Origin of the sequence: Bacillus infantis, from assembly GCF_008180445.1 — a bacterium.
GTDB classification, from domain to species: Bacteria; Bacillota; Bacilli; order Bacillales; family Cytobacillaceae; genus Bacillus_AB; species Bacillus_AB infantis_B.
Genome location: NZ_VTER01000010.1, coordinates 82643 through 99403, shown reverse-complemented (window position 1 = coordinate 99403; position 16761 = coordinate 82643). Strand labels below are relative to the sequence as shown.

Genomic DNA, 16761 nt, shown 5'->3' with positions numbered 1-16761 from the left:
GCCTTTTGAAAAATCCTAAAAGGACAACAAAGTCACAGGATCCTGAATCAGCTGTTTCTGCTATACAATTTTTCTCCCAGTTTTCTGAATTCTAAATATTCTATTGACATCATCATCTATACCATATACATTAATGATAGTGATAATTATTATCAATTACGTTCAGAGAAGGAAGGAAAAACAAGATGAATGCCAAACGAAGATTTTCTATTTTTACAACATTCCTGATCGCTTTGCTGACTTTTGCATTGGCTGGCTGTTCAGATGATCAATCAAATGGAAACTCAGAACCTGCCGGGAATTCCAACACAGATAAGGCTGAGTCCGAAGAAGCTTCTGCTGAGTATCCAATCGTAATCAAACATGCCTTTGGCGAAACTACTATAGAAGAAAAACCTGAGCGCGTTGCTACGATTGCATGGTCGAACCATGATGTCGCTCTTGCTCTAGGCGTTGTGCCTGTAGGCTTCTCAGCCGCAAACTATGGTGTTCAGGATGACAGCGGGATGCTGCCTTGGACGGCGGATGCACTGAAAGAACTTGATGCCGAAACCCCTGTCATTTTCCAGGATACTGACGGCCTTGATTTCGAAGCCATTGCTGATGTAAGCCCTGATGTGATCCTTGCCGCTTACTCAGGCATCACTCAGGAAGAATATGATACACTAAGCGAAATTGCTCCAGTTGTTGCCTATCAGACAAGCCCTTGGGTGGCCTCATGGCGCGAGCAAGTAACCTATAATTCAATGGGAATGGGCATGGAAGAAGAAGGCAAGCAGCTGATTGCCGATACAGAGAAGCTGATTGCAGACAAAGTGAGCGAACATCCAGAGCTCAAAGGGAAAAAAGCTGCATTCGTAAGCATAGATGCCTCTGATTTATCGAAGTTCTATATCTACTCTCCGGCCGATCCGCGCGGTGCATTCCTTTCTGAGCTTGAGATGGAATATCCGGAAAGTCTTACAAGCCAAATGACTGATCCAAACAGCTTCTATATAGAAGTAAGTGCTGAAAATGCAGATATGCTGAACGATGCTGAAATTATCGTATCTTATGGAAATGATGAAACACTTGCAGCCCTGCAGGCTGATCCTATCCTTGGAAAAATCCCTGCAGTAGAAAGAGGCTCTGTCGTCATCATCGGAGATAACACTCCGCTTGCAGCAGCAGGAACACCGAGCCCGCTCTCAATTGAATATTCCATTGACGAGTATCTGACATTGCTTTCAGAAGCTGCAGGCAAAGTTCAGTAAAATGAATCATTCTTCCGTTTCAGAAAATAAGCAGCTGCATCTGCCGAAACATTTCATCATGGTGCTGGTCCTTTCTATGGTCCTGCTCGGCTTATGCGTATTGGCTTCACTTGCTTTCGGATCCCGCATTGTGGGATGGAATGATCTGATGGACGGCTTGTTCCATCCGGAAGCAGAGAGCCATGGAGCAAATGTGGTGCGCCAAAGAATCGCCAGGACTGTATTCAGCTTGATGTGCGGAGCGGCATTAGGAGTTTCCGGTGCCCTCATGCAGTCAGTCACCCGCAATCCTATTGCAGATCCAAGCATATTGGGAGTCAACACAGGGGCAGCATTATTCGTTGTCTGCGGAATTTCCTTTTTGGATATAGGCAGTGCGGGCCAATATATCTGGCTTGCATTGGCTGGGGCATTCATAACTGCCATTTTTGTATTCGGAATTGGTTCAATGGGGAGTGGCGGTGCCACGCCCCTTAAGCTCGTTTTAGCGGGTGCTGCCACAAGTGCTGCGTTATCATCCCTTGTGATGGCGGTTATGATTCCCCGCTCCAACGTGATGGATCAGTTCAGATTCTGGCAGGTGGGCAGTGTCGGGGCAGGAAATTGGAACTCTGTCTCCATTTTCATCCCCTTTCTTATCATTGGACTGCTGATTGCCGTCTTTACAGCTCCAGGACTGAATGCACTGGCACTAGGTGATGAAGCCGCCAAGGGGCTGGGAGTCCGGACAGGGACCCTCAGGCTATCCGCTGCCTTTGGCGGTGTCCTTTTATGCGGTGCGGCGACAGCATTGGCAGGCCCCATCGGCTTTATCGGCCTGCTGGCCACACACCTGATCCGGCTCGTCATCGGCCCGGATCTGCGGTTTGTCATCCCGATGTCTGCTCTTTCAGGCGCAGCCATCTTAACCATAGCAGATGTGTGCGGCCGGGTACTGGGAAGTCCGGGAGAGCTTGAAGTCGGTGTTGTGACAGCCTTTATCGGGGCTCCTATATTGATCTTAATTACTATGAAAGCGAAAATGCGTGCGTTATGATGAATGAATCCATGAATCTTATTATGATGGGCAGACTAAAGAGACGACGCCGGTTTGTCCTTGTCACTTCTCTTCTTGCCATGATCGCCTTCTCCCTCTGCGGGACCATGCTTATGCTGGGAAACACGATTTATCCTGTTTCAGATGTCATCAGCGTGCTGATGGGCGAAAAAGTAAAAGGCGCTTCATTTGCAGTGGGCACCATACGCTTCCCGAGAATGATTGCAGGTGTTTTTACAGGGTTTGCTTTTGGCGCTGCGGGACATGTGTTCCAAACGATGCTCCGCAATCCCCTGGCAAACCCGAATGTAATCGGCATAACAGCCGGATCCAGCGCCGCTGCGGTTTTTTGCATCACCGTCCTCCACGCGAGCGATACCTTTGTTTCCATCGCATCCATTATCGGCGGGCTTACTGCAGTGGCTGTTATTTTTCTATTATCAAAAGGTTCTTCTTTCTCAATCGGCAGATTAATCCTGATCGGGATCGGCATCCAGGCCATGCTTGATGCTGCTGTATCCTACTTATTGCTGATTGGCCAGCAGAATGACCTCCCTGCTGCCATGAGATGGCTGACCGGGAGCCTGAACGGAGCGAAAATGGAAGATCTTTATCCGCTCATGATTACTGTCCTGATCTTTGCCCCCATCATCATGGTGCTCGGGAAAAGACTGGATATGCTGGAGCTTGGGGAACAGGCAGCCACCTCACTCGGGGTAGATACCAATAAGACGCGATTGATGCTCATCATCAGTTCAGTGCTGATCATTGCCTTAGCTACCGCAGCCACAGGACCGATCGCATTCATCGCGTTCCTTTCCGGGCCCATCGCCAAGAGGCTGGTGGGAGTCGGATTCTCGAGCATCGTCCCGGCAGGCCTTGTCGGCATCATTTTAGTACTGGCAGGAGATCTTATCGGACAGTTCGCATTCGATGCCAGATATCCTGTAGGTGTGATCACAGGCATTATCGGTGCCCCATATTTGATCTACCTGCTGATCCGAATGAATCGAAAGGGTGATTTATAATGAAACCGACACATGATTTCCGGGCTGAAGGAGTCACTGCCGGATATGATCAGAAAACCATCCTGCATGATATAAGCATCAGCATTCCCAGCAGCCAAATAAGCATCATCATCGGTGCCAACGGCTGCGGCAAATCGACCCTGCTCAAAACAATGGCAAGGCTGATCAAACCTGAATCCGGACAGGTCACCCTGGGCGGTAAGCCCATTCATAAAATTCCGCCAAAACAGCTGGCCCGGGTCCTCGGGCTTCTTCCCCAGACCCCGATCGTACCTGAGGGGATAACGGTTGCAGACCTGGTTGGACGCGGAAGATTCCCGCACCAGTCTTTTCTGAAAGGCTGGACTAAGAAGGATTATGAAGCTGTTGCTGAAGCCATGGAGCTGATGAAAATCACTGAATTTGCCGACCGCCATATCGATGAACTCTCCGGCGGCCAAAGACAGCGTGTCTGGATTGCCATGGCGCTGGCACAGCAGACAGACATACTGTTCCTGGATGAGCCGACAACCTATTTGGATATCACCTACCAGGTCGAGATCCTCGATTTGCTGACAGACCTTAACCGGAAGCATGGAACGACAATCGTCATGGTCCTTCATGATATCAACCTGTCTGCCCGGTATGCAGACCATATTTTTGCTCTTGATAAAGGAAAGCTTGTGGCAGAGGGAGCGCCATCAGAGGTTATTACAAGCAAATTGATCGAAGATATCTTCGGCCTCCACTGTACGGTAGTGGAAGACCCTGTTGCAGGATGCCCCTCTGTAGTGCCTATAGGGCGCCATCATGTAAAAAGGGAATTTTCCCTGGCTTAAATACGGCTTTGTTCAAGCAGAAAAAGGAAAGAGGCAAGCCCAATGCGGCTTGCCTCTTTCCTTTTTGAATGGGTTCAGGAACCACTCTATCACTCTTTCATTTACGCACTTTTTTCAGCATTCAGTTTATTTTCCCCGATTTTCTCGATTTCTTCCAGGCTGCGCCCGCGGGTTTCAGGGACACATGTCCGGATAAAGACTACCCCGAGGATACAAATGATGCCGAAGATGGCAAACACGGCTTCCTGGGCCATATTTGCGGTCATGATCGGGAATAGAAGCCCAACCATGAAAGAACCGATCCAGTTAAACGACGATGCCAGTCCGGAAGCACGTCCGCGGATGGCAAGCGGGAAGATTTCCCCAACAATGACCCAGGTCAAAGGGGCCCATGTGAATGAATATAACGCTACATAGATACTCAAGAAAACAACCATCATCATTGGATCTGCATTAGGAAGCAGGACATTCAAAACAGCCGGCAAAATAAATGAGAGCCCCATGATGGTTCCGCCTGCTGTCAGTAAGGTGCGGCGGTTGAATTTGTCGGCTATCAGCAGGAACACCAGTGAACCAAGTACAAGGATGACCCCTTGGATAATCGGCCACATCAATGCGGAGCTGGCTGCGTGCCCTGTAGCATTTTCTACAATTAAAGGTATGTAATAAAAAATGGCATTCGCACCCTGGAATTGCTGAAAAGCAGCGACGCCCACACCGGCAATTAATAAATACCGGTATTTATTGCTGAAAAGTGTGCCCCATGATGCTTTTTGACTGGCCTTTCTTTCTTCTTGTGCCGCATCCTGGATAGACTTGATTTCAGCATCAATTTCCTGTTTGTTAACCCGGATATAGCTCAGCACCTTGCGTGCTTCATCCAGCTTATTATTCTTAATTAAAAAACGCGGTGATTCAGGAAGCTTTAACATTCCGAAAAATAGGATGACAGCCGGGATGGCAGCTAAGCCAAGCATTAACCGCCAGGCCATTGTTTCCGGCAGATCCTTCAGCAGGTAATCTACTATATATGAAAGCAGCATTCCAGACACGATCATCGTTTGATTGATTCCTGACAAGCGTCCGCGCAGGCGTGCCGGGGCCATTTCTGACATATAGGCCGGGACCAGCGCGGAAGCAGCACCAACTGCCAGGCCCAATAATACCCTGGCTACAATCAAAAAGAGAATCCCATCATGCGGGGCGATTCCTGACAAAATAGAGCCAGCCACAAAAATCATAGCTGATATCAGGATCATTTTGCGCCGTCCTAAGCGGTCGGAAAGCTGTCCGGCCAAGGCACCCCCAAAAATAGCTCCTAACATGACTGAAGAAGTAATCCAGCCTATAGCCCCAGCCTCATCCTGAAGGTTCCAATCACTCTGCAGAAAAGGCAGTGCCCCCGTCATGACGCCGATATCATAACCAAAGAGAATGCCGGCAAATGCTCCAAAAAAGTAAATGAATCCGCTTGAGATTTTCTTTTCATTCCCCATACCAGTTCCTCCTCAAGGTTGTCTCTCACTGTTGAAAATACGAAAGGCCATTAGACCAAGTGCAAGCCGCAGAAAATTCCCCATGCATATTGCACCGGCCTACTTATTAAATGCTTGTCCGAATGCATGGGTGCGCTTACATTAAAATCAAGAGACTCAAGCCTGATTGGCATTTGGTCCTTCTTGTTCTTATATGCTTGATTGCAGCTCCCGGGAAGCATGGCTCCCCAGGAAATTAAAGATATTACTTAATCACAACATAGTCTAAATCAACAAGTTTGGCATAAGAGACAATTTGGTCTGCTGTCAGATTCAACGAAACAACCGTATGGTGGCCTCCGCCATTTTCAAGCCATGCTTTTACCCCATCCTGGAAATTTGGCTTCACTTCCCAAAGGACACGGGCAACAGGAAGATTCGGTGCAGGCACTTCCGGCTCGAATGCAGTAACTTCGTTAATCAGGAGCTTGAAATGAGTACCGAAATCTGCCATTGAAACGACCACGCCGTCCCCGGCTTTTCCGTCAAACACCAAACGTGCAGGATCTTCACGATCACCGATGCCCAGCGGTGATACGACGATCTTCGGCTTGCTGCTGGCGAGGGAAGGATCTACTTCAAGCATGTGCGATTGAAGGATCGATTCCCGGCCGGCTGCCAGCTCATAGGTGTAATCTTCCATAAAACCTGTGGACTGGTTGCGGCTCATAACTTTCAGCAGGCGGTCAAGTGCAGCCGTCTTCCAGTCCCCTTCACCCGCAAAGCCATATCCCTGCGCCATCAAACGCTGAACGGCGAGGCCGGGGAGCTGTTTCATCCCGTGTAAATCTTCGAAGTTAGAGGTAAAGGCAGTATAGCCGCCTTCATCAAGGAAGCGCTTAATCGCAATTTCATAGCTTGCTTGCACTTTTACGCTTTTCTCCCAATCTTCCTTACTATAGCTAGCATAATCAAACTCGTATAGGTCCTTATATTCTGCCATTAAAGCCTGAACCTCTTCGTCCTTAACATCGCCTATATATTGGACCAGGTCTCCGATGCCAAAATAATCAACAGTCCATCCAAACTGGATTTGGGCTTCAACCTTATCCCCCTCGGTTACAGCAACATTGCGCATATTATCGCCAAAGCGGGCAACCTTGATATGGAAGCTTTCGTTATAAGCAGCCGCCACATCCATCCAGTCGGCAATCTGCTGCTGCACTTCAGGGTGCTCCCAGTAGCCTGTGACAATTTTGTTCTGCTTCTTCAGCCGGGCATTGATAAAACCATATTCCCGATCACCGTGTGCAGATTGATTCAGGTTCATGAAATCCATATCAATTGTATCCCAAGGTATGCTTTCATTGAATTGCGTCGCCAGATGAAGCAATGGCTTTTGCAGTAATTTCGTGCCGCGGATCCACAACTTTGCTGGTGAGAATGTATGCATCCAGGTAATGACACCGGCTACTTCGTCGCGGTAATTTACTTCTTTCATGATGCTTGTGATTGTATCTGCGCTGACAGCCAAATCCTGCAGTACAAGCGGATAAGGAAGGACACCGCTTTCATTCAGTGCATCGGCCATTTTCTGTGCGTTAGCCCTGACTTCTGCCAGCGCTTCTTCTCCATATAAATGCTGTGAACCTACAACAAACCAAAATTCTTTTTTCCCTGCTGTTAGCATAATCATCCTCTTTTCTTCTTTTAATAGATTGATAGAGTTCTATTTTTGGCCATAATATGCATTCTTGCCGTGCTTGCGGAGATAATGCTTATCTAATATCCTCTGCGGCAATGCCTCTGCAAAGTGATTTAATTCCCGGGTAAATAAATTCATTTTCGCTACTTCGTCGAGCACTACACTATTCAATACGGCTGCTTTTGCATCCTTGCCCCATGTAAACGGGCCGTGCCCATGAAGCAGGACGCCAGGGACTGCTAAAATATCCAAACCGCGCTCTTGGAATGTTTCAATGATCACTTTGCCTGTTTCAGCTTCATAGCCCCGGTCGATCTCCTCTTGCGTCAAATGGCGGGCACATGGCACGGAACCATAGAATGTATCGGCATGAGTGGTGCCCATCGCGGGCACATCAAGGCCGGCCTGGGCCCAGATTGTCGCCCAGGTGGAATGGGTGTGCACAATGCCGCCAATCTCCCCGTAATGTTTATATAATACGGCATGGGTGGCTGTGTCTGATGAAGGCCGCAGCTCTCCTTCAATAACATTGCCGTCTAAATCAAGGATCACCATGTCACTGGGCTTCATCGTTTCATAATCGACGCCGCTGGGCTTGATGGCAAATAAGCCCGTTTCGCGGTCTATAGCACTGGCATTTCCCCAGGTATGCTTCACAAGCCCATATTTAGGCAGATCCAGATTTGCTTGATATACCTCTTCTTTCAGTTGCTCCAGCATGGCTATGCCTCCCTTAAAGAATCAGATGATCAACAGCAGCCTGTTCAATCATCAGCCCTTTTTTATATCGTTCGAGGAATTCTTCAAACCCTTTTACATCTAATTGGTCAGGATAGATTTCATGTCTCTCGACCTCTTCAAAAACTCTATTATCAAGAAACTCTTCTAAACTTTCTTCACCGTTCCTATTTATCATGTAAGAAGCCAGGATCGCCATCCCCCATGCACCGCCTTCTCCGGCTGTGGCTGTGACAGATACCGGCGTGTTCATGGCAGCGGCTGCTATTTTTTGCCCGACAAGAGGTGTCTTGAACAGACCGCCATGAGCCAGAATACTATCAATTGCGATATGTTCTTTCCGGGTCAGGATATCCATCCCCATTTTCAGCGCGCAAAAAGCGGAAAACAGATGCGTCCTCATGAAGTTTGCCAAATTGAAAGTGCTCTCCGGAGAGCGGACAAATAATGGCCTTCCTTGTTCCAGACCAGTGATATTTTCACCTGAATAATAGCCATAGCTCAGCAGGCCGCCGCCATCCGCATCTGCCTCTAATGCTTTGTTCAGCATCACTTCAAACAATTTATCTTTATCTGCTTTGTGCCCCATTGCCTCGGAGAATTCACTGAACAGCCCCATCCAGGCATTAAGGTCGCTGGAGCAATTATTCGCATGCACCATTCCAACAGGGCTGCCGCTTGGAGTTGTGACAAGATCGATCTCCGGATATACCTTTGAAAGTTCTTTTTCTAATACAATCATGGCGAACACGGAAGTCCCCACCGAAACATTCCCGGTGCGCTTCCTCACACTATTGGTCGCGACCATCCCTGTTCCGGCATCGCCTTCAGGGGGACAAACCGGAATGCCCGGCTGCAGATTTTGTGACCGGTCCAGAATTCTTGCTCCAATTTCAGTCAGCTGGCCAGCCTGTTCGCCTGCACCCAATACTTTGGGAAGTATGTCCTTCAGTTTCCAAAGCCCCTTGTCAGCTATTAGATCGTCAAACTGCTTTACCATGGGTTCATTGTAATCCTGCCTGGATTCATCAATTGGGAAGATGCCAGAAGCATCCCCGATGCCGATAGCTTTTTCACCAGTAAGCAGCCAATGGATATATCCAGCCAGAGTGGTCATATAATCGATGCGGTTCAAATGTTTCTCGTCATTCAATATGGCCTGATAAAGATGGGCAATACTCCACCGCTCAGGGATATTGAACTGAAAAATATCGGTCAATTCTTTTGCTGCAGCACCGGTAGTCGAGTTGCGCCAGGTCCGGAATGGGACGAGCAGCTCTCCTGTTTTATCAAAAGCCATATATCCGTGCATCATAGCCGAAAATCCTATTGAACCGATTTTGCGGATGGTGATTCCGTAATTTCGTTCAACATCCAGCTTCATTTCACTGTAAGCTGCTTGCAGGCCAGTGATGATATCGACTAGGTTGTATGTCCAATATCCATCCTCCAGGCAGTTTTCCCATTCATAACTTCCTGAAGCAATGGTCTCGAAGCTGCCATCAATAAGCACAGCTTTAATGCGTGTGGATCCTAATTCAATTCCGAGTGAAGTGGTCCCCTCAGCAATCGCTTGTACGATCTTTGAATGATTCATGGTCATATTCCCCTTCCCGGGCAGCAGTATATATATAAGGAAGTGCTTTATTCTTCATGCCCCACTTCTTTGACAGCGATTTCAAAAATGAAAATCAGCAAGGAAGCGCTTTATTGCATCTACAAACACAGTATAAATTTTTGTACGTACATTTGTCAATTATAAAGTTAATTAATACATACAAATTATCCGGAGTCTTAATAACAGAAGTACAGTACTTATTTCCATTCCTGCGAAAGCATGCTAAGATATGTCCATAAATAACTCTTGGGCAGTGAATTTGTACGTGATCAGCCAGGAAAGAAGTGAAACTAATGAAACCAAAATATCAGATCATCCTTGATGATATTAAAGATAAAATTCTCTCCGGAGAGTATCGTGTAGGAGAACAGATTCCTACAGAATCAGCTCTCCAGGAAAAATACACCGTCAGCAGGCATACGATACGAAAGGCCATATTGGAGCTGTCAAACGAGGGGTACCTGCGGAGTGAAAAAGGCTCCGGCACCTATGTCAGCAGCCAATTCCAGTCAAAATCGAACCGCAATCATAATAAAACAATCGGCGTCATTACTACTTATATTTCCGACTATATTTTTCCCTCCATCATCCGCGGGATCGAGAAAAGATTGAAAGAGGATAATTATTCACTTTTGCTGGCCAGTACCAACAATGATGTCGAGCAAGAGAAAAAAGCGTTGGAAATGATGCTTTCATACGGGGTGGATGGCCTCATCATTGAACCTACAAAAAGCAATCAATATAACCCCAATATTGCCTACTATCTGTTGTTCAAGGAACAGGACGTCCCTTTTATCATGATCAATGCTTATTACGAGGAATTAGAAGTCCCCTTTCTTTCCCTTAATGATGTAGAATCCAGCTATCTAGCGGCAAAAGAATTGATATCAAAGGGCCATACACAAATCGGGATCATATCAAAAATGGATGATCTGCAGGGGAAATATCGGATGAAGGGGTATATAAAGGCGCTTCAAGAAGCAAAGATACGATTCCGGCCGGAGCATGTGCTTACGTTTACAACAGAGACAAAGCTGGATTTATACTCAAATTTAAAAACCTTCCTGGACGAAAATAGAGATATTTTATCAGCAGTTGTATGCTATAACGATGAAGTAGGATTAGAAGTGGCAAATGTGTGCAGACAACTTTCCATTTCCATTCCAGATGAGCTGTCCATCATCGGCCAGGATAATTCCTATATCGCCCAAAATGCGAATATTAAACTGACAACCTTGACGCATCCACAAGAACAGATGGGGCGGGATGCAGCGGATTGGGTGATCAAGAAATTACAGGGGAAAAAAGATTTGCCCAACGAAACCTATTATCAGCCTGTGCTGATTGAAGGGGAAACAGTCGAAGAATTGAAGTAAGCCGTTCTGCCGTGATATAAGCACTTAATCAAAAAGGGCCAGACCCATCTTTGGATAAGATGGGTCTGGCCCTTTTTATTTTCTATTTAAAATTCTTCCTTTTCAATCGGATGTGAGGCCTCATAAATCAGTACATCCAGCTCTTCTGTGTAAGCTGCTGCCTGTTCCTCTGACCAGCTGAATTCTTTTTTCATGAACATGATCACAGCATCCTTATGTTCCCGGACCCACCCGATGTCAAAGAAGAGGGCCCCTGTCCTTCTGATGAAGAAGTCGACAGGCTTGTAGGCCATTTCATAGTCAATGCTGTATCTTAAGCCCGCGTAAACGACTGGATCAAGATTTTCTGCCAAGGCCTTTTCTTTGCCGTTTTTATAGATATCAAAGACGATGTCTGCGTTGGAGCCGTAGCGCTGAACAAGCTTCCTTGCTGCTTCTTCGGTCAAGCCCAGCTCTTTTCCTTCGTCCACTTTGTTAGTCATAAATGTCTTGAATCCTTGAGAACCGCCCACATCGCCGCCGGATATTGGCAGGTGCATGGTGGCTGTTTTAGGATAGTCTGCTCCATCTTCTTCACCCAGCTGCTTTGCCACTAGATCGACGATGCTTTCCGCCATTTTCCGGTAGCCTGTCAGCTTGCCGCCGGCGATGGAAATGAATCCGGAATGCGACACAAAGATTTCGTCCTTGCGCGAGATTTCAGAAGGTGATTTCCCGTCTTCATGAATCAGCGGCCTTAATCCGGACCAGCTTGACTCAACATCTTCAGCGGCGATTTTAATATCCGGGAACATGAAGTCAATCGCACCAAGGACATAATCCCGGTCTGCCACCGTCATTCTTGGGTGGGCGATATTCCCTTTGTAGACCGTATCTGTTGTACCTACATAAGTCTTGCCTTCACGCGGGATGGCAAAGACCATGCGGCCGTCAGGCGTGTCAAAGTACACGGCCTGTTTCAGCGGAAATCTTTTGCCGTCGAATACAAGATGGATCCCCTTCGTCAGCTGCAGCGATTTGCCTTTTTTGCTATGGTCGATTTCCCGCAGTGTGTCGACCCATGGGCCTGCTGCATTGACGATTTTCTTTGCCCGGATTTCCTGTACCGTTCCATCGGTCAGATCTTCCGCTTTCACACCTGCGATCTGGCTGTTTTCATAAACAAGATCAGTGACTTTCGTATAATTGAGTGCGAGCGCCCCTTTTTCAACCGCTTTTTTCATGACTTCAAGAGTCAGGCGGGCATCATCTGTTTTATATTCAACATAGTAACCGGCGCCGTTCATCCCCTCGCGCTTTAACAGCGGTTCCCGCTTCAGGGCTTCTTCCGGCTTCATCATTTTTCTTCTTTCGTCCTTTTTGACACCGGCAAGGAAGTCATATACCCTCAGTCCGATATTCGTTGTGAATGGTCCGAACGTGCCTCCCTTATAGAACGGAAGCAGCATCCATTCCGGTGTGGTGACATGCGGTCCGTTCTCATACACGATGGCCCGCTCTTTGCCGACTTCTGCGACGACCCCGATTTCAAATTGCTTCAAGTAGCGCAGTCCGCCGTGGACAAGCTTTGTGCTTCTGCTGGATGTGCCGGCAGCAAAGTCCTGCATTTCAACGACTGCCACCTTCATCCCTCTCAGGGCAGCATCCAGCGCGATTCCGGCGCCTGTGATACCGCCGCCGATGACAAGAAGGTCCAATGGCCCCTTCTGTATTTTTCCCTTTATATCATGTCTTTGTAAGTTGGTGAATTTCATCAAATCAGTCCCTTCAGGATCATCATATTCATGTATCAGCCCGGCTCCAGCTTATGAGGAGCTGTCTTGTTTTTTAAGCTCTATAAGTCCCATACCCGAAAAACAAAAAAAGAGACCACAAATCAGCCCTGCTTTTCGTTGCCGAAAAATAGAGCGATGTGGTCTCTCGAGTTCTCCATCCAAATATATTAACTTGTGTTTAGTATAACATGATAAAGCTGCTGATAAAAGCGTTTCGCTTGCTTATTAAAATATGCTGCAGTGTATCTTTACTTATACTCGCGGGTGGCCGCCACAGCTTTTTTCCAGCCCTTATAAAGTTCTTCGCGCGTCTCTTCGGCCATTTCTGCCGAGAAAGTGCGGTCCTTTTTCCAGTGTGCTGTGATCTCCTCTTTTTTGGACCAGTAGCCTACAGCCAGGCCGGCGAGGAAAGCAGCTCCCAGTGCAGTCGTTTCATTGACAACCGGGCGGTCTACAGGGGCGCCGAGGATATCGCTCTGGAATTGCATCAGGAAGTTATTCTTGACCACACCGCCGTCTACCCGCAGGGATTTCACCTCTGTACCGGAATCTGCAGCCATGCTGTCCAGCACATCTCTTGTCTGATAGGCGAGCGATTCCAGGGTCGCCCGGATAAAATGCTCTTTTGTCGTCCCCCTGGTCAGGCCGAAGACCGCACCGCGGGCATCGCTGTCCCAATACGGCGTGCCCAGTCCGACAAAGGCAGGGACCACATAGACGCCTTCTGTCGAATCGACCCTCAATGCATACTGCTCGCTGGCCGAAGCACTGTCAATCATCCTCATGCCGTCGCGCAGCCATTGGATGGCCGACCCGGCTACAAAGATGCTGCCTTCAAGTGCGTACTCAACTTTCCCATCCACGCCCCATGCAAGCGTCGTAAGCAGCCCATGGCTCGATTTAACAGGGTCTTCACCGGTATTCATCAGCATAAAGCAGCCGGTTCCGTAAGTGTTCTTCGCCATCCCTTTTTCAAAGCAGGCCTGGCCGAACAGAGCGGCCTGCTGATCGCCGGCGATTCCCGCAATCGGGACATTATGCCCGAAGAAGTGATAGTCCACTGTATGGGCATACACTTCAGAAGATGGGCGGACTTCAGGAAGCATGCTTTTTGGTACAGTCAGGATGTCAAGAAGCTCTTCATCCCACTTCAAATCATAAATATTGTACATCAAGGTCCGGGAGGCATTGGAATAATCGGTCACATGGACCTTCCCCCCGGAAAGCTTATACACCAGCCAAGTATCAATGGTGCCAAACAGCAGATCGCCGTTTTCTGCCTTCTCTCTTGCACCTTCCACATGATCAAGAATCCACTTTACTTTCGTGCCTGAAAAATAAGGGTCCAGCAGAAGGCCGGTTTTACTGTTGAACAGATCATTATATCCCTGTTCCCGCAGGTCGCGGCAAATAGGCTCTGTCTGGCGGGACTGCCAGACGATGGCATGGTAAACGGGCTTCCCCGTGTTCTTATCCCAGACAACCGCGGTTTCACGCTGATTCGTGATGCCGATGCCCGCTATTTCCTCCGGTCCCACATCAGCCTTCCGCAGGACGGATGCCATACAGGCAAGGATCGAGGTCCAGATTTCGCTGGCATCATGCTCTACCCACCCTGGCTTTGGAAAAAACTGCTCAAATTCCTGCTGAGCTGTTTCCACAATCTCACCGTTTTTATCGAATAATATGGCACGGGAGCTGGTTGTGCCCTGATCAAGTGCCAAGATGTATTTTCCCATCATTATTCCTCCCCTCTCTTGATAAAAAAGAGCTGGAGGCCAAAATGGCCCCTTGCTCTCTATATTTTTTGCAGACTATTAAAAGATTGTATAAAGCGCTGTGTTTGCCAGTGTGATCAGTGTCATCAGCAAAGTATTGATGAATGCGCCCACATAGACATTTCCTGTTTTCCTATAGAAGTAGCGGTTAAACAGCGCCGCTACGAGAAGGGCTGGCACCAGGCCGATCACGATGATGGAGGAAAGCGATTCTCCCGGATAGCCGGCAGTTCCAGTCGTAAACAACAGTCCGTAATGGTAGGCCAGGTAAAGAACAAGCCCGCCGATGAAATGGAAGACAGAAATGAGATAGCCTTTCCATCCATTATACTTCACAGTCGCTGTATTCATGTTGACGGACAGGCCGACAACAAAGTAGTAGATCAGGAATAATGGTGCATATTTCAGCAGTGCTGCCAGATGCTGTCCTTCGAATGTTTTTACAGCGAAAGTCCAGATGCGGAAGTCGACCTGGAACAGGCTATCCACCAGATAAAGGACTCCATAGCCGATTGCAACAGCTGCAATGGCAGTGACAAGCGAAGCGATGACTGACTTGACGCTTGCTTTCACGCCATAATTCTTAATCGTAGCACCTTCAGGCTTTTTCGCAACATAATGGTAGCCGACCATCATCATCAGTGTGATGATTGCCACATTGATCGCCCAATACAGAACTGGATTCACAGTCGGGGCGCCAAAAAGCTCTGTTGTGGCAAGCATTTTATCCTGCAGCCTCAGATAGATATATTGAACCACACTTAGAACGAGCATGATAGCAGAAACTGTCTTGATGCTGCGCTCTGATTTTTTCACAAAAGAAGAAATCAGGACAATGGCAGACAGGGCAATGAAGATCATGCTGATCTGCCTTAATAATCTCATTCCGTAGACATCTCCTCCATATAATGCGGAGAAGAACAAGGCAGGGAAAAGACCCCCGACTACGATCAGGATCAAGCCTGCCAGCTTCGCACCGTTTGTCTTTGGAGCAGGAAGCGGCTCTGGCCTGCCGGTATAGATGCTGTTAAGGAACGGCAGCCTTGATAATAAGGCCACAACTGGCACAAAGAGCAGGAAGAATCCGATCATGGCGACAAAGGAGAACCACTCTTTAAACATCCATGTCTGCCCATCACTGTCCACTGTTAATGAACCATTATAGCCGGCAAATGCCCTATCATAAAAATCGATGGCATATCCTGTAGACGTTTTCGAGAAATGATTCCAAGGATGTGTCTCATTTGGCTGATAAATGATTCTTTCTCCGCCATTAACCTCATACACTTTCCCAGCCTCAGGCTTTTCCGGGTTGCCCAGGAAGCTCATGCCTTCTTCTGTTGCAGCATAGTTTTTCTTCACTACAGGCGTACCTGCAGCTGCTGCTTCTGCATCAAAAAAGAATTCATCATATTGTCCGGCAATTTTTCCGGAAGGCCTTGGCCCGTAAGAGTTGTTGATATCTTCTATAGTATAGCCGAGAGACTTCAGCCATTGATAGTCAGATCCCATTGTAAGGGAGCTGTAGATTTTCCTGATGCCGCTTTCCTGGAAATCCACTTCATCCAGCATGACGGCATGAGTGGAAGAGAAACCGCCCATACTGTGGCCGGAAACCGCAATGATGCCATTGCCGTTTTCATCTTTCAGGACATAATCCTGATCATACATATACTGGACAGCATCATAGATCGCATGCGGCCAGAAGGAGAAGAATGGAACCGGCTTTTCCATTGTGCCTGTTGAATGGCCATGGTCATACTGATCCAAGGCAAGCACAACATATCCTCTCTTTGACATTTCAATCGCCTGGGCATCCTGCATTTCTGCAGAGTTCAGGTAGCCGTGTGTGGCCACGATGGCGGGTCTTGCTTCCTGATCAGCGCCATCCGGCTTATACAGCAGCCCCGAAAGCTCTCCTCTAGGTGTATCAAAATAAATGCGTGAGACATCCACATCCCCGCTTGAACTATTAAACCGGGAAGCACCAAAGCTTCCAGCCAGAATTAACAGCAAAGAAATCACTAATAAGACGACCGGCTTCTTTACTCTATTCATCTCATATCCCCCTTTTAACCTATTGATATTCAAGATATATTGCCTAAATAACCAGATCGGAAAGACAAAAAAGACACATTAAACACCCCTGAATCCTGAATTC

Annotated in this window: 12 protein-coding genes; 5 read left to right on the top strand and 7 right to left on the bottom strand. The window is 47.7% G+C overall.

Annotated features, from left to right (window positions below; genetic code table 11):
- The first annotated feature begins 185 nt into the window (after positions 1-185).
- Genes FZD51_RS18935 through FZD51_RS18920 form a run of 4 tightly spaced genes read left to right on the top strand, consistent with a single transcriptional unit; the run spans position 186 to position 4135 of the window.
- Positions 186-1253 (top strand): iron-siderophore ABC transporter substrate-binding protein, encoded by a 1068-nt coding sequence (locus FZD51_RS18935; RefSeq protein ID WP_148976190.1) that lies wholly within the window; start codon positions 186-188, stop codon positions 1251-1253.
- Between the two features lies 1 nt (position 1254).
- Positions 1255-2289: a FecCD family ABC transporter permease gene (locus tag FZD51_RS18930; protein ID WP_148976189.1), complete on the top strand. Its 1035-nt coding sequence runs from the start codon at positions 1255-1257 to the stop codon at positions 2287-2289.
- A complete protein-coding gene (locus FZD51_RS18925) occupies positions 2286-3317 on the top strand; it encodes a FecCD family ABC transporter permease (protein WP_148976188.1) in 1032 nt (343 codons plus the stop codon). Before FZD51_RS18930 ends, FZD51_RS18925 begins: the two co-directional genes overlap by 4 nt.
- Positions 3317-4135 (top strand): ABC transporter ATP-binding protein, encoded by an 819-nt coding sequence (locus FZD51_RS18920; protein WP_148976187.1) that lies wholly within the window; start codon positions 3317-3319, stop codon positions 4133-4135. The genes FZD51_RS18925 and FZD51_RS18920 overlap by 1 nt, the downstream gene beginning before the upstream one ends.
- A 101-nt stretch (positions 4136-4236) precedes the next feature.
- Here FZD51_RS18920 and FZD51_RS18915 read toward each other — a convergent pair whose 3' ends face one another.
- The 4 genes from FZD51_RS18915 to FZD51_RS18900 all read right to left on the bottom strand — a co-directional run bounded on the left by FZD51_RS18915 (position 4237) and on the right by FZD51_RS18900 (position 9650).
- Positions 4237-5631, bottom strand: coding sequence for a sugar porter family MFS transporter (locus FZD51_RS18915; RefSeq protein WP_148976186.1), 1395 nt, complete (start codon positions 5629-5631; stop codon positions 4237-4239).
- A gap of 244 nt (positions 5632-5875) precedes the next feature.
- Entirely contained in the window at positions 5876-7300 is a 1425-nt protein-coding gene (gene araA / locus FZD51_RS18910) for an L-arabinose isomerase (RefSeq protein WP_148976285.1), read from the bottom strand.
- Positions 7301-7339: 39 nt separating this feature from the next.
- Positions 7340-8035: an L-ribulose-5-phosphate 4-epimerase gene (locus FZD51_RS18905; RefSeq protein ID WP_148976185.1), complete on the bottom strand. Its 696-nt coding sequence runs from the start codon at positions 8033-8035 to the stop codon at positions 7340-7342.
- 13 nt (positions 8036-8048) lie between these two features.
- The gene (locus FZD51_RS18900) at positions 8049-9650 is read right to left on the bottom strand and encodes a xylulokinase (RefSeq protein ID WP_148976184.1); all 1602 of its coding nucleotides are present in this window, start codon (positions 9648-9650) and stop codon (positions 8049-8051) included.
- A 314-nt stretch (positions 9651-9964) separates the two neighbouring features.
- On the opposite strand from FZD51_RS18900, the gene FZD51_RS18895 reads away from it, so the two are divergent.
- Entirely contained in the window at positions 9965-11047 is a 1083-nt protein-coding gene (locus FZD51_RS18895; RefSeq protein WP_148976183.1) for a GntR family transcriptional regulator, read from the top strand.
- 86 nt (positions 11048-11133) lie between these two features.
- On the opposite strand, the gene FZD51_RS18890 is transcribed toward FZD51_RS18895, so the two are convergent.
- From FZD51_RS18890 to FZD51_RS18880, 3 genes are all read right to left on the bottom strand, one after another.
- Positions 11134-12801 (bottom strand): glycerol-3-phosphate dehydrogenase/oxidase, encoded by a 1668-nt coding sequence (locus tag FZD51_RS18890; RefSeq protein ID WP_148976182.1) that lies wholly within the window; start codon positions 12799-12801, stop codon positions 11134-11136.
- A gap of 269 nt (positions 12802-13070) precedes the next feature.
- The gene (gene glpK, locus FZD51_RS18885) at positions 13071-14561 is read right to left on the bottom strand and encodes a glycerol kinase GlpK (RefSeq protein ID WP_148976284.1); all 1491 of its coding nucleotides are present in this window, start codon (positions 14559-14561) and stop codon (positions 13071-13073) included.
- A gap of 78 nt (positions 14562-14639) precedes the next feature.
- Positions 14640-16658 (bottom strand): alpha/beta fold hydrolase, encoded by a 2019-nt coding sequence (locus tag FZD51_RS18880; protein WP_148976181.1) that lies wholly within the window; start codon positions 16656-16658, stop codon positions 14640-14642.
- Positions 16659-16761 lie beyond the last annotated feature (103 nt).